17 protein-coding genes and 1 tRNA gene are annotated in these 25147 nt (G+C 70.4%); 4 read left to right on the forward strand and 14 right to left on the reverse strand.

The window, feature by feature from the left end:
* Positions 1-20 precede the first annotated feature (20 nt).
* A complete protein-coding gene (locus ACQCO7_RS13925) occupies positions 21-3977 on the forward strand; it encodes a HAMP domain-containing protein (protein WP_464072134.1) in 3957 nt (1318 codons plus the stop codon).
* 2 nt (positions 3978-3979) lie between these two features.
* Here ACQCO7_RS13925 and ACQCO7_RS13930 read toward each other — a convergent pair whose 3' ends face one another.
* Positions 3980-5857, reverse strand: coding sequence for an AMP-dependent synthetase/ligase (locus ACQCO7_RS13930; protein ID WP_464072135.1), 1878 nt, complete (start codon positions 5855-5857; stop codon positions 3980-3982).
* Between the two features lie 200 nt (positions 5858-6057).
* On the reverse strand, positions 6058-7926 hold the full coding sequence (gene lepA, locus ACQCO7_RS13935; protein ID WP_464072136.1) for a translation elongation factor 4: 1869 nt from the start codon (positions 7924-7926) through the stop codon (positions 6058-6060).
* 357 nt (positions 7927-8283) lie between these two features.
* Here lepA and rpsT point away from each other — a divergent pair, with 357 nt between their 5' ends.
* Positions 8284-8550: a 30S ribosomal protein S20 gene (gene rpsT / locus ACQCO7_RS13940; RefSeq protein WP_409112623.1), complete on the forward strand. Its 267-nt coding sequence runs from the start codon at positions 8284-8286 to the stop codon at positions 8548-8550.
* Between the two features lie 296 nt (positions 8551-8846).
* Here rpsT and ACQCO7_RS13945 read toward each other — a convergent pair whose 3' ends face one another.
* The 8 genes from ACQCO7_RS13945 to leuS form a co-directional block, all read right to left on the reverse strand.
* The gene (locus tag ACQCO7_RS13945) at positions 8847-9623 is read right to left on the reverse strand and encodes a class I SAM-dependent methyltransferase (RefSeq protein ID WP_464072137.1); all 777 of its coding nucleotides are present in this window, start codon (positions 9621-9623) and stop codon (positions 8847-8849) included.
* Positions 9624-9669: 46 nt separating this feature from the next.
* Positions 9670-10656 (reverse strand): DNA polymerase III subunit delta, encoded by a 987-nt coding sequence (gene holA, locus ACQCO7_RS13950; protein ID WP_464072138.1) that lies wholly within the window; start codon positions 10654-10656, stop codon positions 9670-9672.
* A gap of 56 nt (positions 10657-10712) precedes the next feature.
* On the reverse strand, positions 10713-10958 hold the full coding sequence (locus tag ACQCO7_RS13955) for a hypothetical protein (RefSeq protein WP_464072139.1): 246 nt from the start codon (positions 10956-10958) through the stop codon (positions 10713-10715).
* Positions 10959-11117: 159 nt separating this feature from the next.
* Positions 11118-13535, reverse strand: a complete 2418-nt coding sequence (locus ACQCO7_RS13960; RefSeq protein ID WP_464072140.1) for a ComEC/Rec2 family competence protein — start codon at positions 13533-13535, stop codon at positions 11118-11120.
* A complete protein-coding gene (locus tag ACQCO7_RS13965) occupies positions 13532-14623 on the reverse strand; it encodes a ComEA family DNA-binding protein (RefSeq protein WP_464072141.1) in 1092 nt (363 codons plus the stop codon). Before ACQCO7_RS13965 ends, ACQCO7_RS13960 begins: the two co-directional genes overlap by 4 nt.
* A gap of 125 nt (positions 14624-14748) precedes the next feature.
* A complete protein-coding gene (locus tag ACQCO7_RS13970; protein ID WP_464072142.1) occupies positions 14749-15594 on the reverse strand; it encodes a DegV family protein in 846 nt (281 codons plus the stop codon).
* A gap of 94 nt (positions 15595-15688) precedes the next feature.
* The gene (locus tag ACQCO7_RS13975) at positions 15689-16384 is read right to left on the reverse strand and encodes a hypothetical protein (protein ID WP_464072143.1); all 696 of its coding nucleotides are present in this window, start codon (positions 16382-16384) and stop codon (positions 15689-15691) included.
* 372 nt (positions 16385-16756) lie between these two features.
* The gene (gene leuS / locus ACQCO7_RS13980; protein WP_464072144.1) at positions 16757-19663 is read right to left on the reverse strand and encodes a leucine--tRNA ligase; all 2907 of its coding nucleotides are present in this window, start codon (positions 19661-19663) and stop codon (positions 16757-16759) included.
* A 427-nt stretch (positions 19664-20090) separates the two neighbouring features.
* Between leuS and ACQCO7_RS13985 the strand changes: the two genes are divergently transcribed.
* Together ACQCO7_RS13985 and ACQCO7_RS13990 are read left to right on the forward strand one after the other, a co-directional pair.
* Positions 20091-21254, forward strand: a complete 1164-nt coding sequence (locus ACQCO7_RS13985) for a cytochrome b/b6 domain-containing protein (RefSeq protein ID WP_464072145.1) — start codon at positions 20091-20093, stop codon at positions 21252-21254.
* Complete coding sequence (locus ACQCO7_RS13990; protein ID WP_464072146.1) at positions 21251-22876, forward strand: NADH-ubiquinone oxidoreductase-F iron-sulfur binding region domain-containing protein; 1626 nt, start codon at positions 21251-21253, stop codon at positions 22874-22876. Before ACQCO7_RS13985 ends, ACQCO7_RS13990 begins: the two co-directional genes overlap by 4 nt.
* Before the next feature lie 109 nt (positions 22877-22985).
* On the opposite strand, the gene ACQCO7_RS13995 is transcribed toward ACQCO7_RS13990, so the two are convergent.
* From ACQCO7_RS13995 to ACQCO7_RS14010, 4 genes are all read right to left on the reverse strand, one after another.
* Positions 22986-23058 (reverse strand) — tRNA-Ala (locus ACQCO7_RS13995).
* Between the two features lie 74 nt (positions 23059-23132).
* Positions 23133-23366 carry a hypothetical protein gene (locus ACQCO7_RS14000; RefSeq protein WP_003976229.1) on the reverse strand — a complete coding sequence of 78 codons (234 nt, stop codon included), beginning with the start codon at positions 23364-23366 and terminating at the stop codon, positions 23133-23135.
* A gap of 3 nt (positions 23367-23369) precedes the next feature.
* Entirely contained in the window at positions 23370-23543 is a 174-nt protein-coding gene (locus ACQCO7_RS14005) for a hypothetical protein (RefSeq protein WP_010355366.1), read from the reverse strand.
* A gap of 69 nt (positions 23544-23612) precedes the next feature.
* Entirely contained in the window at positions 23613-25043 is a 1431-nt protein-coding gene (locus tag ACQCO7_RS14010; RefSeq protein WP_464072147.1) for an MFS transporter, read from the reverse strand.
* Positions 25044-25147 lie beyond the last annotated feature (104 nt).

A 25147-nucleotide genomic window follows, 5' to 3' on the forward strand; every position in this document is an offset into this window, starting at 1 on the left:
AGTTACCGAAGTGGGCCGTCATGAGTGAGAACAGTGCTGGGTGTGTGCTCGAAGACGGATCATTTGAGGGCGGGATTCGAGCATCCGCGCTACGCCCTCTGCTCACCGCGCTGCTCGCGGCCCGGGACGGGGATTTCGTCCGGGCGGCGATGCCGGTGGAGGACGACGGGATCGTGGCCGAACTGACCACGGTCTTCAACCAGATCGTGGACCGCAGTACGCACTTCAACGACGAGGTGCGCCGGGTCAAGCGCGAGGTGATCCGGCACGGCAGGCTGGACGAGCGGGTCTCGGCCAGCCCGGGGCAGGGCCGTTGGACGTCACGGGTGGACGACGTGAACCAGCTCCTGGACGCCCTGGCCGCGCCGGCGGCGAACGCGACCCGCGTCCTGGACGCGGTGGCGGGCGGCGACTTGACGCAACGTGTCGACCTGCACGACGGCACCCGCCAACTCCGGGGCGATCTGCGCCGGTTGGGCCGGGCCGTGAACAAGATGGTCGACCAGCTCTCGCTGTTCACCGGCGAGGTGACCCGGGTGGCCCGCGAGGTCGGCACCGAGGGCCGCCTCGGTGGCCGCGCCAAGGTGCAGGGCCTGTCGGGGAGTTGGCGGGACGTGACGGAGGCCGTCAACACGATGGCGGCCCGGCTGACCGCGCAGGTACGGGACATCGCGCTGGTGACGACGGCGGTGGCGCGCGGCGACCTGACCCGTACGGTGACCGTCGAGGCGACCGGTGAACTCCTCGAACTGAAGCTGACCGTCAACACGATGGTGGAGCAGCTCTCCGCGTTCGCGGACGAGGTGACCCGCGTCGCCCGGGAGGTCGGTACGGAGGGCCAGTTGGGCGGCCGGGCCCAGGTCCGGGGCGTCTCCGGGGTCTGGAAGGACTTGACGGACAACGTCAACTTCATGGCCTCGAACCTGACTTCACAGGTCCGCAACATCGCCCAGGTGACGACCGCCGTGGCCAACGGCGACCTCAGTCAGAAGATCACCGTGGACGCGCGCGGCGAGATCCTGGAGCTGAAGGACACGGTCAACACGATGGTCGACCAGCTCTCGGCGTTCGCCGACGAGGTCACCCGGGTCGCCCGGGAGGTCGGCACCGAGGGCAACCTGGGCGGCCGGGCCCACGTACGAGGCGTGTCCGGCGTCTGGAAGGACCTCACCGACAACGTCAACTTCATGGCGGACAACCTGACTTCACAGGTCCGCAACATCGCCCTCGTCTCGACCGCCGTCGCCCAGGGCGACCTGGGCAAGAAGATCACCGTGGAGGCGAAGGGCGAGATCCTGGAGCTGAAGACGACCATCAACACGATGGTGGACCAGCTCTCGGCGTTCGCGGACGAGGTGACCCGCGTCGCCCGGGAGGTGGGCACGGAAGGCAACCTGGGCGGCCAGGCCCAGGTCCGGGGCGTCTCCGGGGTCTGGAAGGACTTGACGGACAACGTCAACTTCATGGCCCTGAACCTGACTTCACAGGTCCGCAACATCGCCCAGGTGACGACCGCCGTGGCCAACGGCGACCTCTCCAAGCAGATCACGGTCGACGCGCGCGGCGAGATCCAGCAGCTGAAGGACACCGTCAACACGATGGTGGAGCAACTGCGGGCGTTCGCCGACGAGGTGACGCGGGTCGCCGCCGAGGTCGGCACGGAGGGGAACCTGGGCGGCCGGGCGCAGGTGCGGGGCGTGTCCGGGGTCTGGAAGGACCTCACCGACAACGTCAACTACATGGCGGACAACCTGACTTCACAGGTCCGCAACATCGCGCAGGTGGCGACCGCCGTGGCCCAGGGCGACCTGTCGAAGAAGATCGACGTGGACGCGCGCGGCGAGATACTCGAACTGAAGACGACCATCAACACGATGGTGGACACGCTCTCCGCGTTCGCCTCGGAGGTCACCCGCGTCGCCCGTGAGGTCGGCTCGGAGGGCCAACTCGGCGGCCAGGCACGGGTGGAGGGCGTCTACGGCACCTGGAAGCGGCTCACGACGAACGTCAACGAACTCGCCCTGAACCTCACGACGCAGGTCCGCGCGATCGCCGAGGTCGCCTCGGCCGTGGCGCAGGGCGACCTGACGCGGGCGATCACCGTCGAGGCGCGCGGCGAGGTCTCCGAGCTCAAGGACGACATCAACCTGATGGTCGCGACCCTGCGTGAGACGACCCGCGCGAAGGACTGGCTGGAGTCCAACCTGGCCCGCCTCGCGTCGCTGATGCAGGGCCACCGGGACCTGATGGAGGTCGCGGACCTCATCCTGCGCGAGCTGACGCCGCTGGTGAACGCGCAGTACGGGGCGTTCTACCTGGCCGACCCGGAGGACCACACCGCCGGTCCGGCGAAGGGGCTCGCGTTCATCGCCGGGTACGGCGCCGTCGAGACGGGCGGGCTGCCGGTGCACGGGCTGGTCCGGCAGGCGGCGCGGGAGAAGAAGCGCATCCTGGTGGAGGAGACCCCGGCGGACTACATCAAGATCGCCAGCGGTCTCGGGGACGCGGCGCCGACGACCGTCGTCATCATCCCGATCCTCTTCGAGGACACGCTCCTCGGTGTCGTCGAACTCGCCTCGTTCTCCCGCTTCTCGGACGTCCACCTCGCGTTCTTCGACCAGTTCGTGAACACGATCGGCGTCGCCATCAACACGATCATCGCCAACTCCCGTACGGAGTCCCTGCTGAGCGAGTCCCAGCGGCTCATGCGCCAGCTCCAGGAACGCTCGGACGAACTCCAGAAGCAGCAGGCGGAGTTGCGGCGCTCCAACGCCGAACTCGCGGACAAGGCGGCCCTGCTGGCGACGTCCTCGCAGTACAAGTCGGAGTTCCTGGCGAACATGTCGCACGAGCTGCGCACGCCGCTCAACTCCCTGCTGATCCTGGCCCGGTTGCTCTCCGACAACCCGGACGGCCGTCTCTCGGAGCAGGAGGTGCAGTTCGCGGCGACGATCCACCGCTCCGGCTCCGACCTGCTCCAGCTCATCAACGACATCCTCGACCTGTCGAAGATCGAGGCGGGCCGGATGGACGTACGCCCCAAGACGCTCCCGCTGAACAAGCTCCTCGACTACGTGCACGCCACGTTCCGCCCGCTCACCCTCGACCGGGGCCTCGCCTTAGAGGTGTCGGTCGGCGACGACGTGCCGCGCACGATGCACTCCGACGAGCAGCGCATCCAGCAGATCCTGCGCAACCTGCTGTCCAACGCGGTGAAGTTCACGTCCTCGGGCCGCGTCGAACTGCGGGTGACCCGCGCCCCCGAGGACATGGTCGCGTTCGCCGTCACCGACACGGGCATCGGCATCGCGCCGGACCAACTCCCGGGCATCTTCGAGGCGTTCCAGCAGGCCGACGGCACCACGAACCGCAAGTACGGCGGCACGGGCCTGGGGTTGTCCATCAGCCGCGAGATCGCCGGGCTGCTCGGCGGCAGGATCGTCGCCCAGAGCGCGCCCGGCCTCGGCTCGACGTTCACGCTGTACGTCCCGCTGGTCAGCCCCGGTCACCTCGCGCCGCCGGCCGCCGAACCCGCCGATCCCTCCGAGACCTGGCCGCCGGCCGCCGCGCCGGAGACCTGGCGCACCGGCCGCGCCGCCGAGGTGCTGCCCGGCCGCCGGGTCCTGATCGTCGACGACGACATCCGCAACGTCTTCGCGCTGACCCACGTACTCGGCCGGGTCGGGATGCACGTCCAGTACGCGGAGAACGGCCGCGAGGGCATCGAACTCCTGTCGTCCGACCCCGGCGTCGAGCTGATCCTGATGGACATCATGATGCCGGAGATGGACGGCTACGAGACGATCACCGCGATCCGCCGCTCCCCCCGCTGGACCGACCTCCCGATCATCGCCCTCACGGCGAAGGCGATGCCGGGGGACCGGGAGAAGTCGATCACGCAGGGGGCGGACGACTACGTACCGAAGCCGGTGAACATCGACGAACTGCTCGCGGTGATGTGCCGGTTGCTGGAGTGACCTCAGGCCTCGCGCGTCCCCGCGTACATCTCCTCCAGCAGCCCCTTGTACGCCTTCTCGACGACAGGCCGCTTCAGCTTGAGGCTCGGCGTGATCTCCCCGTGCTCGACGTCCAGGTCGCGGGGCAGCAGCCGGAACTTCTTGATCGTCTGCCAGCGCTGGAGCCCCGCGTTGAGCTCGTCCACGTACCCCTGGATCAGCTCGACGGCGGCGGGCGAGGCGACGACGTCCGCGTACGGCCTGCCGCCGAGCCCGTTCTCCTCGGCCCACCCGAGGATGGCCGGCTCGTCCAGCGCGATCAGCGCCGTGCAGAAGTTCCGGTCGGCCCCGTGCACCAGGATGTTGGAGACGTACGGGCAGACCGCCTTGAACTGTCCCTCGACCTCGGCGGGGGCGATGTACTTGCCGCCGGACGTCTTGATGAGGTCCTTCTTGCGGTCGGTGATCTTCAGGAACCCGTCCGGGGACAGCTCGCCGATGTCACCCGTGTGGAACCACCCGTCGGACTCCAGCACCTCGGCGGTCTTCTCGGGGAGCTTGTGGTACCCCTCCATGATCCCGGGGCCGCGCAGCAGGATCTCCCCGTCGTCGGCGATGCGCACCTCCGTGCCGGGCAGCGGCTTGCCGACGGTCCCCGTGCGGTACGCCTCGCCGGGGTTGACGAAGGACGCGGCGGACGACTCGGTGAGCCCGTAGCCCTCAAGGATGTGGATACCGGCGCCGGAGAAGAAGTACCCGATCTCCGGGGAGAGCGCGGCGGACCCGGAGACGCAGGCGCGCAGCCGCCCGCCGAACGCCTCGCGGATCTTCGCGAAGACGAGGGCGTCGGCGGCCTTGTGCTTCGCGGTGAGCGCGAAGGGCGCCGTCCGGTCCCCGGTCCGCATGAAGTTGTCCTGCGTGACCTTCGCGTACTCCCGGCCGACCTGCGAGGCCCACTGGAACACCTTGTACTTCGCGGCGCCCCCGGCCCTGGCCTTCGCGGCGACGCCGTTGTAGACCTTCTCGAAGATGCGGGGGACGGCCGCCATGTACGTCGGCCGCACGACCGGCAGGTTCTCGATGATCTTGTCGACGCGCCCGTCGACGGCGGTGACGTGCCCGACCTCGATCTGTCCCGAGGTGAGGACCTTGCCGAAGACGTGCGCCAGCGGAAGCCACAGGTACTGCACGTCGTCCGCGCTGATCAGCCCGGTCGCGGCAATGGCCTTCGCCATGTAGGACCAGTTGTCGTGCGGAAGGCGTACCCCCTTGGGGCGGCCCGTCGTACCCGAGGTGTAGATCAGCGTGGCCAGCTGGTCCCTGGTGATCGCGGCGACCTTCTCCTCGATCAGCCCGGGTTCCTTGGCCAGCCGGTCGGCGCCGCGCTCCTCCAGCTCGTCCAGCGTGAGGATCCAGTCCTCGCCGGTGTCCGCGCCGGCCGGGTCGATGACGACGACGTACGCCAGGTCCGGCAGCTCACCGCGCCGGGCGACGGCCTTGGCGAGCTGGGCCGCGTCCTCCGCGATCAGCACCCGGCTCTCGGAGTCGGAGAGGATGTACGCCGACTCCTCGTCGTTGGTCTGCGGGTAGACGGTCGTCGTCGCGGCGCCCGCGCACATGATGCCGAGGTCGGCGAGGATCCACTCGACGCGGGTGGAGGAGGCGAGCGCGACGCGCTGCTCCGGCTCGACGCCGAGGCCGATGAGGCCGGCCGCGATGGCGTGGACGCGCGTAGCGGCCTGCGCCCAGCTGAGCGACTTCCACTCGTCGGGACCCTGGCCGTCGGCCGCGGGCACCGGGTACCGGTACGCCTCGCCGTCCGGCGTCGCCGTCACGCGGTCCAGGAAGAGGCCCGCGACGGACGGCGGCCGGTTCTCGATCAGGGTCTGTGTGTCGCTCACGACGTCCTCCGGGGCCCGCGACGGTGCGGCGGTTGTGCTGCGCGGCTTATTAACTCACGAGTAACTACCAGGCAGGGATCAGAGTAAAGGGCGTCCGGCCCAGGCGTAAGGGGTCACTTCCCCCTGATCCGGTACCGGTACGACAACGGGGCCCGCCACGCTCACACGCGACGGACCCCGCACACACAGCCGTACGAGCCCTACTTCTTGCCCTTGCCCGAACCCGCGTTGTCGTCACTGCTCAGGACGGCGATGAACGCCTCCTGCGGAACCTCCACGGAACCCACCATCTTCATCCGCTTCTTGCCTTCCTTCTGCTTCTCCAGCAGCTTCCGCTTCCGGGAGATGTCACCGCCGTAGCACTTGGCGAGGACGTCCTTGCGGATGGCGCGGATGGTCTCTCGGGCGATCACCCGGGAGCCGATGGCCGCCTGGATCGGCACCTCGAACGCCTGGCGCGGGATCAGCTCGCGCAGCTTGGCGACCAGACGCACGCCGTACGCGTACGCGGCGTCCTTGTGCGTGATCGCCGAGAACGCGTCGACCTTGTCGCCGTGCAGCAGGATGTCGACCTTGACGAGGGAGCTGGTCTGCTCGCCGGTGGGCTCGTAGTCCAGCGACGCGTAGCCGCGCGTCTTCGACTTCAGCTGGTCGAAGAAGTCGAACACGATCTCCGCCAGCGGCAGCGTGTAGCGGATCTCGACGCGGTCCTCGGAGAGGTAGTCCATGCCGAGGAGGGTGCCGCGCCGGGTCTGGCACAGCTCCATGATCGAGCCGATGAACTCGGTCGGCGCGAGGATCGTGGCGCGTACGACGGGCTCGTACACCTCCATGATCTTGCCCTCGGGGAACTCGCTCGGGTTGGTGACGACGACCTCGCTGCGGTCCTCCAGGACGACGCGGTACACCACGTTCGGCGCGGTCGCGATCAGGTCGAGGCCGAACTCGCGCTCCAGGCGCTCGCGGATCACGTCCAGGTGCAGGAGGCCGAGGAAGCCGACGCGGAAGCCGAAGCCGAGGGCGGCGGAGGTCTCCGGCTCGTAGACGAGCGCGGCGTCGTTCAGCTGGAGCTTGTCGAGGGCCTCGCGCAGCTCCGGGTAGTCCGAGCCGTCCAGCGGGTACAGGCCGGAGAAGACCATCGGCTTGGGGTCCTTGTAGCCCCCGAGCGCCTCGGTCGCTCCCTTGGCCTGGCTGGTGACGGTGTCGCCGACCTTGGACTGGCGGACGTCCTTCACGCCGGTGATCAGGTAGCCGACCTCGCCGACACCCAGTCCGTCCGCGCCGAGCATCTCCGGGGAGTTGGTGCCGATCTCCAGCAGCTCGTGGGTCGCGCCGGTCGACATCATCCTGATGCGCTCACGCTTGTTGAGCTGGCCGTCGATGACACGGACGTACGTCACGACGCCGCGGTACGAGTCGTACACCGAGTCGAAGATCATCGCGCGGGCGGGCGCGTCCTTGACGCCGACGGGGGCCGGGACCTCCTGGACGACCCTGTCGAGCAGCGCGTCCACGCCGATGCCGGTCTTGGCGGACACCCGCAGGACGTCGCTCGGGTCGCAGCCGACGAGGTTCGCCAGCTCCTCGGCGAACTTCTCCGGCTGCGCGGCCGGGAGGTCGATCTTGTTCAGCACCGGGATGATCGTGAGGTCGTTCTCCATCGCGAGGTACAGGTTCGCGAGGGTCTGCGCCTCGATGCCCTGCGCCGCGTCGACGAGCAGGACGGTGCCCTCGCAGGCCGCGAGCGAGCGCGAGACCTCGTACGTGAAGTCCACGTGACCCGGGGTGTCGATCATGTTCAGGATGTGCGTGTTGCCCTGGTCGTGGGTCGGCGCCCACGGCAGCCGCACAGCCTGCGACTTGATCGTGATACCGCGCTCGCGCTCGATGTCCATCCGGTCGAGATACTGAGCACGCATCTGCCGCTGATCCACCACACCGGTCAGCTGGAGCATCCGGTCGGCAAGCGTGGACTTGCCGTGGTCGATGTGAGCGATGATGCAGAAATTGCGGATCAGCGCCGGGTCGGTACGGCTCGGCTCGGGCACGTTCTTAGGGATCGCGGGCACGCAGGGTCCTGTCTCTTGAGGCGCCTTGTGCCTCGGGTCGGATCGATACGTAGCTTCCATGGTCCCACGGGCGCGGGGCGGGGGTGGCTCGGGCGGGGTGGGGCGGGGGTGTGGTGCCGGGGGCGGGGAGCGCGGTGTCAGTGTGGGCGGCTCGGCTCCGTGCCTCTCGCTTCGGTGGGCCTCGGGGGTGAGGCAGCCGGTCCCTCGGTCCGGGCGGCCCCGGTTTGGGTCGGTCGCAGGGCCGCTGGTAGTGTGGACAGCTGTGTCTCTTGCCCTCTCAGCGCGAGGCACAAACCCAAGAAATCACCTGGTGAAACCCGCGAGGGCAGCTCACCTGAACCTGAAAAGGCTCAATCAGTGGCGAACATCAAGTCCCAGATCAAGCGGATCAAGACCAACGAGAAGGCCCGGCTGCGCAACAAGGCCGTCAAGTCCTCCCTGAAGACCGCGATCCGCAAGGCCCGCGAGGCCGCCGCCGCGGGTGACGCCGAGAAGGCCACCGAGTACCAGCGCGCTGCCGCGCGTCAGCTCGACAAGGCCGTCTCCAAGGGTGTCATCCACAAGAACCAGGCTGCCAACAAGAAGTCGGCGCTCGCTTCCAAGGTCGAGGCGCTCAAGGGCTGAACACCTTCCTGATCTGACCGCCGACGGAACCGAGCGGGCCCTCTCTCTTCCGCTCCCGTCCGGCACCCGAACGATCACGCGCGGCCTGCGTTCGCCACGCGGGCGTGATCACCAAGCTCGAACCGAAGGCCCCGGCCCCCACCCTTCCCCAGGGCGGAAGCCGGGGCCTTCGGCGTACGCGAACGGGGTTGACGCACCAGCCCCCGGGGGCGGAACCCTGGCGGGGCGATGCCCTGGAAAACACCACGCCGTGAGGGCGCCCCGCGTCGGCCTCGCCGTACCGGTCGTCGCGGCCCTCACCCCGTCTTCGCCGCCCGCACCGAGTAGACCCGAGGCACCCCCCGCCCCGCAGGAAGCCGGAAATGGCCACGGTCATGCTCGTGCAGAAACTCCACCCGGAGACCAGCCGCGGCCAGAGCGCTGACCACCTCACCGACCCCGTGCCTCCACTCGACGGTCAGGGTGGCGTCCATGGACGCGGCGGTATCGGCGTACGTCCCCGGCGCATCGACCACGAACGGCTCACGGCGGAAGTAGTCGCTCTCCACGGTGACCCCGTCATCGGCAAGCAACTCGGCGACGGGGTGATACTCAGCCAGATACAGGAACCCGCCCTCGGCGACCAACGCGGCAACCGTCCGCGCCCACCCGGCGATATCAGGAAGCCAGCACAGCGCACCGAAGCCGGTGTACACGATGTCGAAGCGCTGCCCGCCGACCGCCTCGACGGCGTCGTACACATCGGCCGTCACGAACCGCGCCGTATCCGCACCGACCCGCCCCGCCAGCTCCCCAGCAACCGCGACAGCGGCAGGCGAGAAGTCCAGCCCGGTGACGACGGCGCCGCGCCGGGCCCAGGACAGGGTGTCCAGCCCGATATGGCATTGCAGGTGAAGCAGGCTCTTCCCCCTGACATCACCGACCTCGTCGACCTCGAAGTCCTGAAGCGATTCCCGGCCCGCGACGAAGGAGGGCAGGTCGTAGAAAGAACCGGCCGTATGGATCGGAACACGCTCGTCCCAGTTGGCGCGATTGACCGCGAGCCAGTCGGCGGCGTCCGGAGTCGTCGTCATACCGGAAACGCTAGCCAGACCCGCGAACGGCGATCAACCCGTTTCCCTACCTCCCCCGGGACCGAGCCGCCCGGGCGATCACCACGACCGCCTTCTCCAGCGCGTACTCCGGATCGTCCCCCCCGCCCTTGACCCCGGCATCCGCGTCCGCGACGGCCCGCAACGCCACCGCCACCCCGTCCGGCGTCCACCCCCGCATCTGCTGCCGGACCCGGTCGATCTTCCACGGCGGCATCCCCAGCTCCCGCGCGAGATCAGCCGGCCGCCCCCCACGCGCGGACGACAGCTTCCCGATCGCCCGCACCCCCTGGGCCAACGCACTGGTGATCATCACCGGCGCCACCCCGGTGGACAGCGACCACCGCAACGCCTCCAGCGCCTCCGCCGCCCGCCCCTCGACGGCCCGATCGGCGACGGTGAAGCTGGACGCCTCGGCCCGCCCCGTGTAGTACCGCCCGACAACGGCCTCGTCGATGGTCCCCTCGACATCCGAGGCCAACTGCGAGACCGCGGAGGCCAGCTCCCGAAGATCACTCCCGATCGAGTCGACCAGCGCGGAACACGCCTCCGGCGTCGCGGACCGCCCGATGGCCCGGAACTCCTGCCGGACGAAGGCCAGCCGGTCGGCGGGCTTGGTCATCTTCGGACAGGCGACCTCCCGCGCCCCCGCCTTGCGCGCGGCCTCCAGCACGGCCTTCCCCTTGACCCCACCGGCATGCAGCAGCACGAGCGCGATGTCCTCGACGGGCGATCCCAGATACGCCTTGAGGTCCTTGACGGTGTCCGCCGAGAGATCCTGCGCGTTCCGTACGGTGATGACTTTCCGCTCGGAGAACAGCGAGGGGCTCGTCAACTCGGCCAGCGTCCCCGGCTGCACCTGCTCCGCCCCCAGGTCCCGCACATCCGTGTCCGCGTCGGCCTCCCGGGCCGCCCGCACGACATCCCGCACGACCCGGTCGAGCAGCAACTCCTCCTGCCCCACGGCGAGCGTCACAGGAGCGAGCAGATCATCATCAGCACGTTTCTTGGCCATCCCCACAAGCATGTCACGCACCACCGACACCCCCATCCAGAACCGGACCCCAAGCCCTACGGCTCCTCCCGCCACCCCTCCCACTCCCGAGCGAACGCGTCCAACTCCTCGGCCCCGAGGAGCCCCGCCTCATCCCCGAGCACGACGAGCCACTGAGCGTCCTCCGCATCGTCCTCCCCCGCCAACGCGTCCCGCACGACCAACGGCTCCTCCACCACCCCGAACCGCTCCCGCAACTCCTCGACAACCTCCTCAGCCGCATCCCGATCCGGCAACACCAGCACATGTCTCACATCACTCACACGCCCATTCTCCGCCACCCCCCACGCACCCCGATCCGATCCGCACCCGGCGACCCTCTCCCAGAGTCACCCCTTTCACGCCCCCCGTCCGGCCCGACCTTGCCCACCTCCGCTCACCCGCTCCCACTCGCCCCCTCCGCTCCCCCTCCCCACCCACGCTCACCCACCCCCCATAACCCGCACCCCATCCCCCACCCCACTGACCACCAACCCCCCGTCCCGGTCCGTCCGCATCACCACGGCCCCCGCCTCCCGCAACCCCGCGACCGTACTCGGCGCCGGATGCCCGTACGAGTTCCCCGCCCCGCAAGAGATCAACGCCACCCGAGCCCCCACCGCCCGCATCAACCCCGCATCCTGATGCGCCGACCCATGATGAGCCACCTTCACCACATCCACCCCACCCCGCAGCACCCCCGCCAAGGCCCCCGCGTCAACCATCGCCCGCTGCCCCACCGGCTCCAGATCCCCCAGCATCAACACCCGCAGCCCACCCACCCGCACGTACATCGCCACACTCGCGTCATTGGCCCCCTCCCCGACCGCCCCCTCCCCGACCGCCCCTCCCCCCGGCGGCCACAGCACCTCCCACTCCAGCTCCCCCACCCGCCGCCGCTCCCCGGCGACAGCCCGCACCACCGGCACCCCGGCGTCCCGCGCAGCCCGCCGCACGAACCCCACCTGATCCACCGGCTCCTCGAACCCGGTCACCTCGATCGCCCCCACGGCCCGCCCCCGCAACACCCCCGTCAGCCCGGCCACATGATCGGCGTGAAAGTGCGTGAGCACGACCAACGGCACCCGAGTGACCCCCAACTTCCGCAGACACCGGTCGACGGCCCGGGGATCAGGCCCGGCGTCCACGACAACCCCCGCCCCCTCCCCCGCCGCCAACACGGCCGCATCCCCCTGCCCCACATCGCACACCGCGAGCTTCCACCCGGGCGACGGCCACCCCGTCACCACCCGAGTCACCGGCGGCGGCTGCAACACGACCAGCACGAGCAGCACCCCCAACACCCCGCACCACAAGGGCCGCCCCAGCACCCGCCGCCCGAGCAGCACCCCCACGACAGTCACCGCCCCGAGCGCGACGGCCCCACCCCACCCCCCGGGCCAGTCGACCCCGGCACCAGGCAGAGCAGCCCCGGCCCGAGCAACATCAGCGATCCACCCGGCGGGCCAACTGGCGCACCACGCAAGCACCTTGGCCACCGGCATGGCCACCGGCGCCACCGCGAGCGCCGCGAACCCCAGCACCGTGGCCGGCGCGACCGCGAACTCCACCAGCAGATTGCACGGCACCGCCACCACACTCACCCGCGCCGACAGCACCGCCACCACCGGCGCGCACAACGCCTGCGCCGCCCCCGCCGCGGCCACCCCCTCCGCCAGCCGAGCCGGCACCCCCCGCCGCCGCAACGCCGCACCCCACCCCGGCGCCACCGTCAGCAACGCCCCGGTGGCCAGCACCGACAGCAGGAACCCGTAACTCCGGGCGAGCCAGGGGTCGTACAGCACCAACGCCAGGACGGCCGCCGCCAGTGCGGGAAGCATCGTCCGGCGCCGCCCGGTCGCCAGCGCGACCAGCACCACCGCCCCGCACGCCGCCGCCCGCAGCACGCTCGGATCGGGCCGGCACACCACGACGAACGCCAGCGTCAGCCCGCCCCCGAGCAGCGCCGTCCCCCGCAGGGACACCCCGAGCCGGGGCGCGAGCCCACGCCGCTCGACGTGTTGGGCCGACCCGGGCGGGCCGAGCAGCAGGACGAGGATGATCGTCAGGTTGCTCCCGGAGACGGCGAGGGTGTGCGCGAGGTCCGTCTCCTTGAACGCCTCGTCCAGTTCGGCCGAGATCCGCGAGGTGTCGCCGACGACCAGCCCCGGCAGCAACGCCCGCGCGTCGCCCGGGAGTTCCGCGGTCGCCTCCCGCAGCCCGGCCCGCAGCCGCCCGGCCACCCGCTGCACCCAGGACGCCTCCCCCACCACCTCGGGCCCCGCGTCCCCCCGTACCCGCAGCACCGCCGCCACATCGTCCCCGCCACCCATCGGCGGCACCAGCTTCCCGGCGACCCGCACCCGTGTGGACGGCAGCAGCCCCAGCCACCCGGCCCCGCCCTCCCCCGACACGACGACCAGCACCGGCGCCCGCGTCCCCACCTCCCGCCCACCGGTCCCCACGACCCGCAGCACCTCGGCGTCCACCACCACCGCGTCCCGCGACATCCGGTCCCCCGTGACCCTCGGCCGGGTCCGCCGCGCGTCCGAGGTGATCCGTACGTCCGCCCGTACGTCGGCGAACTCCGCCGCCAACTCCGGCACGGGCCCGCTCCGTACGTCGTCCCCGTGCACCCCACCGACCACCGCAGCCGCGCCCGCGCACAACAGCACCCCCGCCCCGGTCACCCCCGACCACCCGGACCTGCGCCCCACGAGCAGCACCCCGGCCACCACCACGCACCCCGCCGCGACCGCCAACGCCACCCCCAACGACACACCCAGCGCCCAGGCCGCCGTCCCCCACGCCGCCAGCGCCGGCGGCACCAGCCTCAGATCCGCCTCCCCCTCCCTCTTCATGGCCGCACAAGCTCCCGCAGCTCCGAGAACCGCCGCTCCCCGATCCCGTTCACCTGCCGCAACTCGTCCACCGACCGGAACCCACCGTGCTGCGTCCGGTAGTCGAGGATGTGCTGCGCGAGCACGGGCCCCACCCCGGGCAGAGCATCGAGCTGCTCCAGGGTCGCGCCCCCGAGCGAAACCGGCACACCGCCCCCACCACCGGCCACACCCCCGCCACCAGGCGCGCCCCCGCTCCCCGGTACGCCCCCGGCGACAGCAGCGGCACCGGGCACCCCCACCGCCACCTGCTCCCCGTCCACCAGAAACCGCGCCTGATTCAACCCACTGACATCAGCCCCCGGCCGCACCCCACCCGCCGCCCGCAAGGCATCCACCACCCGAGCCCCCGCCGGCAACCGATGCACGCCGGGATCGCGCACCTTCCCACTGACATCGACGACGATCTCGGCACCGGCCGAAGGCACACCCCCGACCCCCAAGGCCCCCGCACCCGCAGCACCCGCAACACCCGCAACACCCGCAACACCCGCAACACCCGCAACACCCGCAGCACCAACCCCCTTCCCCACACCCGAAGTTCCACCACCCCCCACCTCCACAGCACCCCCCGACTCGACCACACCCGCCCGCACCACCTCCGGCGCCCGCACCCCCTGCGTCCGCCCCGCCCAAAAATGCTGCCCCGCGAACACAGCGGCCACCACCAACACAACGCTCAACGCCACAACACCCCGCCGCTCCACCCCACACCGAGCCTGCACCCACACCGGCAACCGCTCCACCACAGCGGCCCTGACCCGCCCACGCCGCCCCACACCGTCACCCCGAGCACCCCCGACCGGCCCCACCACACCCCGCCCGACGACCTCCCCGGCAACATCCTCGACCCCCAACTCCCCAGCCCCCTCGCCCCGTTCCCCGAACAACACCTCCACCCTCCGCCGCGTCTCCGCCACCGACTCCCGCCTCCGCCGCCCACCCCCTCGTCCACGGACACGAACACGGACACGGCTGTCAGAGCCGAGCCTCCGCCCGGGCCCACTGGTCGCAATCGTCGTACGCGCTGAATGTGCTCGAAGTGCCATGCCCAGAGCATCGACCAATCCCCGCACCCACGAAGATCTCACCCGAATTCAGTGGACAACCCCCCACCTGTGGATAACTCGGTCACCCACACGAGTGACACCCCCGCACCCCCACCCCCACCGCCCTACCGAGGCGAAACCACAACCCCCAACAACCCAGGCCCCGTATGCGCCCCAATCACCGCCCCCACCTCACTCACATGCAACTCCCCAAGCCCCACCACCCGTTCACGCAACCTCTCCGCCAAAGCACTCGCCCTCTCCGGCGCGGCAAGATGATGCACAGCGAGATCCACAGCAGCCGCCCCCGCCCGCTCCACAGCCAACTCCTCCAACCGCGCGATCGCCTTGGAAGCCGTACGCACCTTCTCCAACAGCTCGATCCGCCCCTCATCGAGCTGGAGCAACGGCTTCACCGCAAGCGCGGACCCCAGCAACGCCTGAGCGGCACCGATCCGCCCACCCCGGCGAAGATAGTCGAGCGTGTCGACGTAGAAGTACGCGGCGGTCCCGGCCGCCCGCTTCTCCGCAGCAGTCACCGCCTCATCGACCGTCCCCCCGGCCTGCGCCGTCTCAGCGGCGGCGAGCGCACAGAAGCCGAGGGCCATGGCGACCATGCCGGTATCGACAACACGCACAGGCACGGGCGCCTCGCGCGCGGCGACGACCGCCGCGTCGTACGTCCCCGACAACTCGGCGGAAAGGTGCAGCGAAACGATGCCGGTGGCACCCGACTCGGCGACCCTGCGGTACGTCTCCGCGAACACCTCGGTCCCGGGCCGCGAGGTCGTCACCGGCCGCCTCTTCTGAAGCGCCTGCGCGAGGGACCGCGTCGAGATCTCGGTGCCCTCTTCCAGCGCCTGGTCCCCGAGAACCACGGTCAGCGGCACCGCCGTAATACTGTGCCGCTCCATCATCGGCTGCGGCAGGTAGGCCGTTGAATCCGTGACGATCGCGACATGGCGGGACATGATCTGGAGGTTACCTGGCGTATCGGGCGACCGTCAGCCCGGCCCCTCGCCCCGGCCACTCCTTGACCGAATCAAGGTGTACGGGGCCTGCCGCTCAGGTCGTGCTCTCCGGCCGGGTCTCCTTCTCCCACGGGTACGCCGGACGCGGCGGCTGAGGACTGATCGCGGGCGCCGGAGTCTCCCTCGGAGCACCCTCGGTCCCAGCCTGCCCGGCCCGACCGGAACGGCCGGTCTGCGGCACATCGTCCGTGGTCCAATGCCGCAACGCCCCCGCCTCCACATCGATCTGCGCACTCAACGAGTCCAGCTCATCCTCGGCGAACCGACTGGCCCGATCCCGCGCGGCCCACCGCAGTGAGTCGGCGGACGCGGTGATCCTCTCGGTACGCTCCCTCAGCTCCGGAAGTCGCTGAGCGAGCGTGCTGCGGTCGGGGTCGGACTCCAGCCGCTTGAGTTCGTCATCGAGCTGATGCCCATGCGCACTGAGCCGCTCGAACAACCCCAGCGACTCCTTCAGGGACTCGTCCTCGGCGACCCCGGCATGCAACGCGTCCTGAGTGGCCCGCATAGAGGTCCGCAACTTCAACCGAAGCTGAGCGATCTCCCCAGCAGGCCCGAGCCTCCCCAACGACTTGGCCCGCAAGGTGTGATCCTCGACAGTCCGCCGAGCCTGCCCGATCGTCCGGTCCACGCTCCGCTTGGCGGCCCCCACAGCCTTGACGGTCCCCCAGACCCCCAGCAGGAACAGCGCCAGGAAAACCAACGCAACCACCACGATCACGGCTTCCACAGCACTCCTTCATCCCCGACCCGACGCACCCGCGCCGCCTTCTCAAGATAAACGCCGCCCCCACCCTCCAAGTTCCCCCCAACCCTGACCTTCCCCCCACCCACCCCGTAGGGGCCCCGGCCTGACAACCACCCCAGCCAAATCCAGCCCGTCCGTCGCTTGAGGACGAGGCCCTTTCAGGGCCGAACGGGGTCCAGGGGCAGAGCCCCTGGCGGGGTCGAAGGGGCAGCGCCCCTTCAAAGGATGGGACGGGTAGGGGCGGCGGGGGCGAGAAACTCATCCGCCAAAACCCACCACACACCACCCCCACCGCACAGCGCGCCCCACCCCGACCCCAGCCGAAGCAGAGCGCGCCCGCGCGAACGAACCACCTCACCCGGTAACGATGTTCACCAGCTTCGGCGCCCGAACGATCACCTTCCGCACCGCAGCCCCGTCCAGCGCCTTGACAACCGCCTCGTCCCCCAGCGCCACCTTCTCCAGCTCCTCCTCGGAGATGGCCGGCGACACCTCCAGCCGAGCCTTGACCTTCCCCTTGATCTGGACGACGCAGGTGACGGTCTCGTCGACGACGTACGCGGGATCGGCGACCGGCAGGGACTCATGGACGACGGACGACGTGTGCCCCAGCTTCCGCCACAGCTCCTCGGCGACGTGCGGAGCCAGCGGAGCGACCAGCAGGACCAGCGCCTCGGCGACGGACCGCGAGACAGGCCCCCCGACCTTGGTCAGATGGTTGTTCAGCTCGGTGATCTTGGCGATGGCGGTGTTGAACCGCAGCCCCTCCAGATCACCGCGCACCCCGTCGATGGCCTTGTGCAGGGCACGCAGGGTGGCCTCGTCGGGAGCGTCGTCGACGACGGTCACAGCGCCGCTCGCCTCGTCGACGACGTTCCGCCACAGCCGCTGCAACAGCCGGAACTGCCCGACGACGGCCCGCGTGTCCCAGGGCCGGGAGACGTCCAGGGGACCCATGGCCATCTCGTACAGCCGCAGCGTGTCGGCCCCGTACTCCTCACAGATCTCGTCGGGAGTGACGGCGTTCTTCAGGGACTTGCCCATCTTCCCCAGCAGCCGGGAGACCTTCTCGCCCGCGTACCAGTAAGCACCGTCCCGCTCCTCGACCTCGGCGGCCGGCACCGGGAACCCACGCTCGTCGCGGTAGACGTACGCCTGGATCATCCCCTGGTTGAACAGCTTGTGGAACGGCTCGGCGGACGAGACGTGCCCCAGGTCGAACAGCACCTTGGACCAGAACCGGGCGTACAGCAGGTGCAGGACGGCGTGCTCGGCGCCGCCGACGTACAGGTCGACGCCACCGTGTGGCTGGCCCTCCCGAGGCCCCATCCAGTACTGCTCGATGGAGGGGTCGACCAGCTGCGCGGAGTTGTGCGGGTCCAGATACCGCAGCTCGTACCAGCAGGACCCGGCCCAGTTGGGCATGGTGTTGGTCTCACGCCGGTACTGCTTGGGCCCGTCGCCCAGGTCCAGCGTGACGTCGACCCAGTCCTGCTTGCGGGACAGCGGCGGCTCGGGCCTGGTGTCCGCGTCGTCCGGCTCGAACGTACGGGGCGAGTAGTCGTCGACCTCGGGCAGCTCCAGCGGCAGCATCGACTCGGGCAGCGCGTGCGCGACGCCGTCCTCGTCGTACACGATCGGGAAGGGCTCGCCCCAGTACCGCTGACGGCTGAACAGCCAGTCCCGCAGCCGGAAGTTGACGGTCCCGCGCCCGATGCCCTCGCGCTCCAGCCACTCGGTGATCCGCGCCTTGGCCTCGGCGACGGGCAGCCCGTCCAGCGAGATCTCGCCGTTCGAGGAGTTGACGATCTTCGCGTCGTACGAGGAGAAGGCGTCCTCCCACAGCGCGGTGTCGGTGCCGCGCCCGTCGGTCGGCTCGACGATGCAGGTGACCGGCAGCTCGAAGGCGCGCGCGAACTCGAAGTCACGCTGGTCACCGGCGGGTACGGCCATGATGGCGCCGGTGCCGTAGCCCATCAGGACGTAGTCGGCGATGAAGACGGGAACCCGCTCGCCGTTGACGGGGTTGACCGCGTACGCCCCGGTGAAGACGCCGGTCTTCTCCTTGGCCTCGGCCTGCCGCTCGACATCGGACTTGGCCCCGGCCTGCGCGCGGTACGCGGCGACGGCGTCGGCGGGGGTGGCGTGCCCGCCGGTCCACACGTCGTGCGTGCCCTCGGGCCAGGCGGCGCCGGTGATCTTCTCGACCAGGGGGTGCTCGGGGGCCAGGACCATGTAGGTCGCGCCGAACAGGGTGTCGGGCCGGGTGGTGAACACGGTGATCCGGTCATCGCCGCCCTCCTCACCGTCAGCCCCGGCCGCCCCCGAACCGCTCACGGCGAAGTCGACCCGGGCACCCTCGCTGCGCCCGATCCAGTTCCGCTGCTGGAGCTTGATCGCCTCGGGCCAGTCCAGCTCGTCCAGATCGTCCAGCAGCCGATCGGCGTACGCGGTGATCCGCATGTTCCACTGCCGCAGCTTGGTCTTGAACACGGGGAAGTTCCCGCGCTCGGACCGCCCGTCGGCGGTGACCTCCTCGTTCGCCAGCACGGTCCCCAGCCCGGGACACCAGTTGACCGGCGCCTCGGAGGCATAGGCCAGCCGGTACTCCCCCAGCAGATCGGCCCGCTCGACAGCGCTCAGCGCACCCCAGGACCCGCCACCGGGAACCGCACGCTCACCGCTCTCGAACTGAGCGACCAGCTCGCGGATCGGCCGCGCCCTGCCCGCCTCCTCGTCGTACCAGGACTCGAAGATCTGGACGAAGATCCACTGGGTCCACTTGTAGTACTCGGGGTCGATGGTCGCGAACGACCGGCGCTTGTCGTGGCCCAGGCCCAGCCGGCGCAGCTGGGCCTTCATGTTCTCCATGTTGGCCTCGGTGGACACGCGCGGGTGCGTGCCGGTCTGCACGGCGTACTGCTCGGCGGGCAGGCCGAAGGCGTCGAAGCCCAGGGTGTGCAGGACGTTGTGCCCGGTCATGCGCTGGAAGCGGGCGTAGACGTCGGTGGCGATGTACCCCAGGGGGTGGCCGACGTGCAGCCCCGCGCCGGAGGGGTACGGGAACATGTCCATGATGAACTTCTTGGGGCGGGCGACGACCTCGGGGTCACCGGCCAGGTCGCCCGTGGGGTTGGGCGCGGAGTACGTGCCTTCCGCGTCCCAGAAGTCCTGCCAGCGTGCCTCGATGTCGGCCGCCAGCGCGGCCGTGTAGCGGTGCGGCGCAACCGTCTCGGCGGCTGCGGGGTTCGTCTCGCTCATGGTCCTCAAAGCTCCATCGATCGTCATCTGCGTGGCGGGTCCCGGTGGTTTCGGCCAACCCGGGAAACGAAAAATCCCCTCGCACAGGAGGGGACGCCGCGCCGACTCCGACCACACTCACCGGCGGTCGGGACTGGTCAGCGCGGCCCGCTAAGCAGAAGGCGTACGGCACGCATGTCGTCAGAGTACCGCAGGGCTTGAGCAAGCCGCGACGAACCTGCGTATAGCTGTACGACACCGCGAGCACGGGAGCGAAAACTGACTACCGTTCAAAAATTACCCGACACAACACCCCCTATAGGGACATCGCTTCGGCCGCCCCTCCCTTAGGTCACAGCCCAATAACTCAAACTCGTACCCATCGGTATGGCGCCCACTTAGAGTTCGGCAGCGGGACCGCTTTCCCGGACTGCTCGGAGTTGCCCCCATGAACCCTCGTCGTAGTAACACCTCGCTCCCCCAGCCGGGGCGGTCCGCGTACGGGATCGCGACGGTTGTCGTCCTCGTCCTCATACCCGTGGTGGTGGTCCTCGGAGGCACCTGGCTCCAGGACTTCCTGAACTTCGGTGCGGGCGTGCTCTCCCTCGTGAGCCTCACCTGCTCGGTGATCTGGGGACTCGTCGCCCAGGACCGGCTCATCCTCAACACCCGTCAGCGGATCCTGGCGCAGGGCATCCACCGGGTGACCGCCGTCGCCTCGATCGCGTTCCTGCTCGTGCACATCAGCATCAAGGTCGCGCTGGGACACGCCGCCCTCATCGGTGCGCTGATCCCGTTCAGCCTCGGCCTGACCGGCATCGGCGGCCTGATCGGCCTCGGCTCGCTCGCCGCACTGCTGATGATCTTCGTCGGCGTGACGGGCGCGCTGCGCAACCAGTTCGCCTCCCCGGCGCCGGTCGCCGCGCGCTGGCGGATGATGCACATGATGGCGTACCCGGCGCTGTGCGCTGCCCTGGTCCACGGCCTGTACGCGGGTCGCGCCGCGAAGCCGTTCTTCATGATGAGCTACCAGCTCTGCCTGGTCGGCGTCATCGCCGCGCTCGCCCTGCGCGCGGCTCCCCGCTCCTTCAAGCGCAGCGTCGCCGACCGCATCGGCGCGATCATCGGCTCCGAGCCGGGCATGCGCGACGACCTGGAGCAGAGCCGCGCGCGGGTCTCCGAGTCCGGCCCCCAGGAGCGCGCCCCGCGCGCCGAGCGCCCGGCGGCTGCGCAGACGTCGTCGCTGTTCGGTATGCCCGCCCCGGAGTCCGGCGGTTTCGCCGCCGCGTACCGCAACGCGCCGCCCACCCCGCAGGCCCCACAGCCGTCGTACGGCGCGAACATGCCGTACGACACGCAGCCCACGGCGGCGATGCCGCGCATGGACGGCCCCGGCTCCACCTCGGGGAGCTGGCCCGTCCCGTCCCCGCCGCCGGTCGGCGAGGCCCCGCCGTCGGCGTACGACCCCATGCAGGACACCGGGTTCAACATCCCGGTGTACGAGACCCCCAACCCGAACGCCCCCTACGACAACGCCCCCGGCAACGCCGCCCAGGGCCCCACGCCCGGTTCGGGCGAAGCTTGGAACACGCCTTCCGGAGGCTATAGGTGAACGAGGCCCTGCCCGACGTCCCAGAGGTCCGCGTGGTCGGTCTTCCGCAGCTCACGTCGGGTTTCGACCTTGTCGAACGGCTCGATCTGCCCATGCATCTGAAGGTGCACGGGCCGCTGGAGCCGATCGGCGGCGAGAAGCTCGCGCAACTGGCCGAGCGGATCAACCTCAAGGGGCGCGGCGGGGCGGGCTTCCCGTTCCACAAGAAGCTGCGCTCGGTCGCGGACGCGGCGATCAAGAAGGGCATCCGGCCCGTCGTCGTCATCAACGGCAGCGAGGACGAGCCGGCCTGCCGCAAGGACACGGTGATGATCAACCGTGCCCCGCACCTCATCCTGGACGGCGCGCTGCTGTGCGCCGAGGCGCTCGGTGCCCGCACGCTCGTGGTGGGGGTCACCCGTGAGTCGACGCAGCGCTCGATGGAGGCGGCCCTCGCGGAGCGCGGCCTCAGCGACAGCCGCCGCTCGGCGCTGCGGGCGTTCGTGCAGCGCAACCCGATCCGCATGGTGACGGGCGCCGCCGCGTCCCTGGTCCGCTCGATCGACGGCGGCCCCGCGATCCCGCCCGGCCGCAAGACCAGCGCCTCCCAGAACGGCGTCGGCGGCGCCCCGACCCTCCTGTCGAACGCCGAGACCTTCGCCCAGCTCGCCATCGCGGCCCGCATCGGCCCGGAGCGCTACGGCAACACGGGTCTGTACGACGAGCCGGGCACCGTCATGCTGACCGTCTCCGGCGCGGTGGCCCGCCCGATGGTCATCGAGGTCCCGACGGGCGTGCCGCTGCGGTACGTCCTCCAGCTCGCCGGTGCCCCGCCGGTCCCGCAGGGCGTGCTGACGGGCGGCTACCACGGCAAGTGGATCGACGCGGCGACGGTCAACGAGGCCGTCGTCTCCCGCAACTCCCTGGACGCCGTGGGCGGCGCGCTGGGCGCGGGGGCGATCCTGCCGATCAGTCAGGAGACGTGTCCGCTGGGCGAGTCGCTGCGGGTGGCGCAGTGGCTGGCCGAGGAGAGCGCGGGGCAGTGCGGCCCCTGCTACCTGGGGCTCCCGGCCGCCGCGCGCGGTATGGAGGACATCCTCAACGGCGGTGGTCCCGCCGCCCTGGAGGCCCTCAAGCAGGTCGCCCGCAACGTCAAGAGACGTGGCGCCTGCTCCCACCCCGACGGCTCCGCGATGTTCCTCGAATCGACCATCAAGGCGTTCACGGACGACCTCGCGGCGCACGTCCTGGGCAACGGCTGCGGACGCCCCGTCGAGGGCGTCCTCCCCCTCTTCGAGGAGGGCCAGCTCCCGGCCGGCATCTCCGGCGGCGCCCCCGCTGAGGACGCCTCCGGCAGCCGCCAGAAGATCTTCGTCGACTGGACCCTGTGCCGGGGCCACGGCCTGTGCGCGGACATCCTCCCCGAGGTCTTCCAGCTCGGCGCCGACGGCTTCCCCACGGTCGCCCAGGCCAAGGTCCCCCGCTATGCCGAGGCCAAAGCTCTACGCGCGGTGCGCCGCTGCCCCGCCCTCGCCCTCCGCATAGAGGAGGACACCCGGGGCCAGGCCCCCGCGAAGAACCTCCCGGTCCTCTCGAACCGCGAGGGAGGCGGCGGCAGGGGACGCCGGGCGCTGGGCCGCTGACATGTCGAAGGGGCCGTCCTCCCAGAGGGCGGCCCCTTTGTCGTCGCCTCGCGCACGGGCACGGAAAATCCCGCCGGACCCATGAAGGATCCGGCGGGATCTTGAGAAGTGGAGCTAAGGAGAATTGAACTCCTGACCTCCTGCATGCCATGCAGGCGCTCTACCAACTGAGCTATAGCCCCGTGCGGTGGTCCGCCTGGTCTCCCTGGCGGCGACGCCAACATTACACGGTCACCGGGGTGCTCCACCAAATCGATTACGCGGTGACGAAGGAGTAGAAGCGCTTGAGCGTGCAGTGCTCTTCGAGGAGGCGGCCGTAGATCGGCTCGCCCTCCAGTTCGCGGTACGTCTCGATGGGGTCGCCTTTTATGATCAGCGCCCGCGCGCATTCCTCGCACCAGTACTGGTAGTCGGGGTTGACCGGCTCCATGTCACGGACGATCGGGGTGCCGCTCCCGCACCAGTCGCACTTCCGCCTGTGTGCACCCATCGATCAGCTCCAGCTGTGGCCGCAGGCCGTGCACACGTAGGAGATCCCGCCGTTGTCGCCGAGGACCTGTGCGACGTGCGCGGAACCGCAGGAGGGGCAGCTGAGCCGGGTGGCCGTGTCCCGTGTCGACGCCGCATCGGAGAGGTGGCCGACCTCTCCGAGGATGCTCGCAGGCATCACTGCTCCCTCCCGTCGGGCCGCGCTCCCATCCGGCCGTTTGATTCTGCCACGGCCGGACCGACACGGTCAGCGACGCCTCAGTACCAGTCCGGACACGGCTCCCGCGACGGCGGTCGCGGCGAGCGCGTACATGCACACGAGAAGCGCTTCCGAAGAGGTATACGCCCGAGGCCCCCCATGTGACTCAAGGCGGTTCAGGAAGAGTGTGCCGAAGGCCGAGACCCCGACGAGCTGCCCGAGCTGGGTGACGGTCGCGAGCAGCCCGCTGGCGTCCGCCGCGTCCTCGGGACGTACGGCCGCCAGCGCGCGCGTGAGGGCCGGGCTGAAGGCCATCGCGAGCCCGGCCCCCAGGCCCGTGTACGCGACGTACACGGCCGCCCCGCCGTGGCTCCCGTCCCGCAGCGCGAGGCCCACCCCGGCCACCGCCGCCGCGACGAGCGCGAACCCGCCCGGCACGAGCGCCCGTTGGAGACCGGCCGGCCACCTCCGCCAGGTCAGCCCGACCGCCCCGAACACCACGGCGGTCGGCCCGAACGTCAGCCCCGCGCGCAGCGCGCTGTACCCGAGCCCGGCCTGGAGATGCAGCGTGAGGACGAACAGGAACCCCCCGTTGACGGCCATCACGGCCGCGATGCGTACGACGGCCAGGGCCGTACCGGGGTGGCGCAGCACCCGGGGCGCGATCAGCGGTGCGCCCCCGCGCCGGGCGAGCCTCGACTCGTGGCCGCAGAACAGGGCGAACACCGAAGCCCCGGCGGCCAGCGACAGCCAGGACCACACCGGCCAGCCCTCCTCATGCCCGAGCACCAGCGGGACGGTGACGAGCGACACGGCCGCCCCGAGCAGGATCTGTCCGGGCCAGTCGAGCCCCCGCGCGGACCCGGCACCGCCCGCGCGCGGGAGCACGCGACGCCCCACGACGAGCAGGAACAGCCCGACCGGCACGTTCACCAGGAACACCGGCCGCCACCCGGTCCCGAACAGGTCCGCGCTGACCAGCACCCCGCCGACGACCTGCCCGGCCGCAGCGCCGACCGCGAGGACGGCCGAGTACACCCCGAGCGCCCGCACCCGGGCCTCCCCGGTGAACGACCGCTGGACGATGCTCAGCACCTGCGGGATCATCACCGCCGACCCGGCGCCCTGCACCAGCCGGAAGGCGATCAGCTCGGCGACCCCCTGCGCGAGCCCGCAGGCGAGCGAGGCCCCGGTGAACAGCGCGAGCCCGGCGAGATGCACGCGTCCGTGTCCGAACCGGTCCCCGAGCCGCGCGCCGGTGATCAGCAGAACCGAGTACGTGATCGCGTACCCGGCGACGACCAGCTGGAGTTCGGCTCCCGAGGCGCCGAGGTCGGAACCGATCGTGGGGGCCGCGACGTTGACGATGAAGACGTCGAGCAGGGCCATGAAGAGAGCGGCGAGCACGACGGCGAGGAGCCGCCCGGAGCCACTGTCGGTGGCGGGATTTCTACTTGGAGCAAGAGGTGTGGTGGTCATGCCGCAGAGCCTGGCCCCGGTCCGGTACGGGTGCCGAGAGCCCACTGATGCTGGTACTGACACCACCAGGCAAGCAACTGGCGTGAAGCGGGAGGGAGTTCGAG

The organism is Streptomyces saintjeani, from assembly GCF_055409605.1.

Coding starts and splice junctions, on each gene's coding strand:
- ACQCO7_RS13925 (WP_464072134.1), top strand. CDS start 21: ATGAGTGAGAACAGTGCTGGGTGTGTGCTCGAAGACGGATCATTTGAG.
- ACQCO7_RS13945 (WP_464072137.1), bottom strand. CDS start 9,623: ATGACGACGACTCCGGACGCCGCCGACTGGCTCGCGGTCAATCGCGCC.
- holA (WP_464072138.1), bottom strand. CDS start 10,656: ATGGCCAAGAAACGTGCTGATGATGATCTGCTCGCTCCTGTGACGCTC.
- ACQCO7_RS13960 (WP_464072140.1), bottom strand. CDS start 13,535: ATGAAGAGGGAGGGGGAGGCGGATCTGAGGCTGGTGCCGCCGGCGCTG.
- ACQCO7_RS13965 (WP_464072141.1), bottom strand. CDS start 14,623: ATGGCACTTCGAGCACATTCAGCGCGTACGACGATTGCGACCAGTGGG.
- ACQCO7_RS13970 (WP_464072142.1), bottom strand. CDS start 15,594: ATGTCCCGCCATGTCGCGATCGTCACGGATTCAACGGCCTACCTGCCG.
- leuS (WP_464072144.1), bottom strand. CDS start 19,663: ATGAGCGAGACGAACCCCGCAGCCGCCGAGACGGTTGCGCCGCACCGC.
- ACQCO7_RS13985 (WP_464072145.1), top strand. CDS start 20,091: ATGAACCCTCGTCGTAGTAACACCTCGCTCCCCCAGCCGGGGCGGTCC.
- ACQCO7_RS14000 (WP_003976229.1), bottom strand. CDS start 23,366: ATGGGTGCACACAGGCGGAAGTGCGACTGGTGCGGGAGCGGCACCCCG.
- ACQCO7_RS14005 (WP_010355366.1), bottom strand. CDS start 23,543: ATGCCTGCGAGCATCCTCGGAGAGGTCGGCCACCTCTCCGATGCGGCG.
- ACQCO7_RS14010 (WP_464072147.1), bottom strand. CDS start 25,043: ATGACCACCACACCTCTTGCTCCAAGTAGAAATCCCGCCACCGACAGT.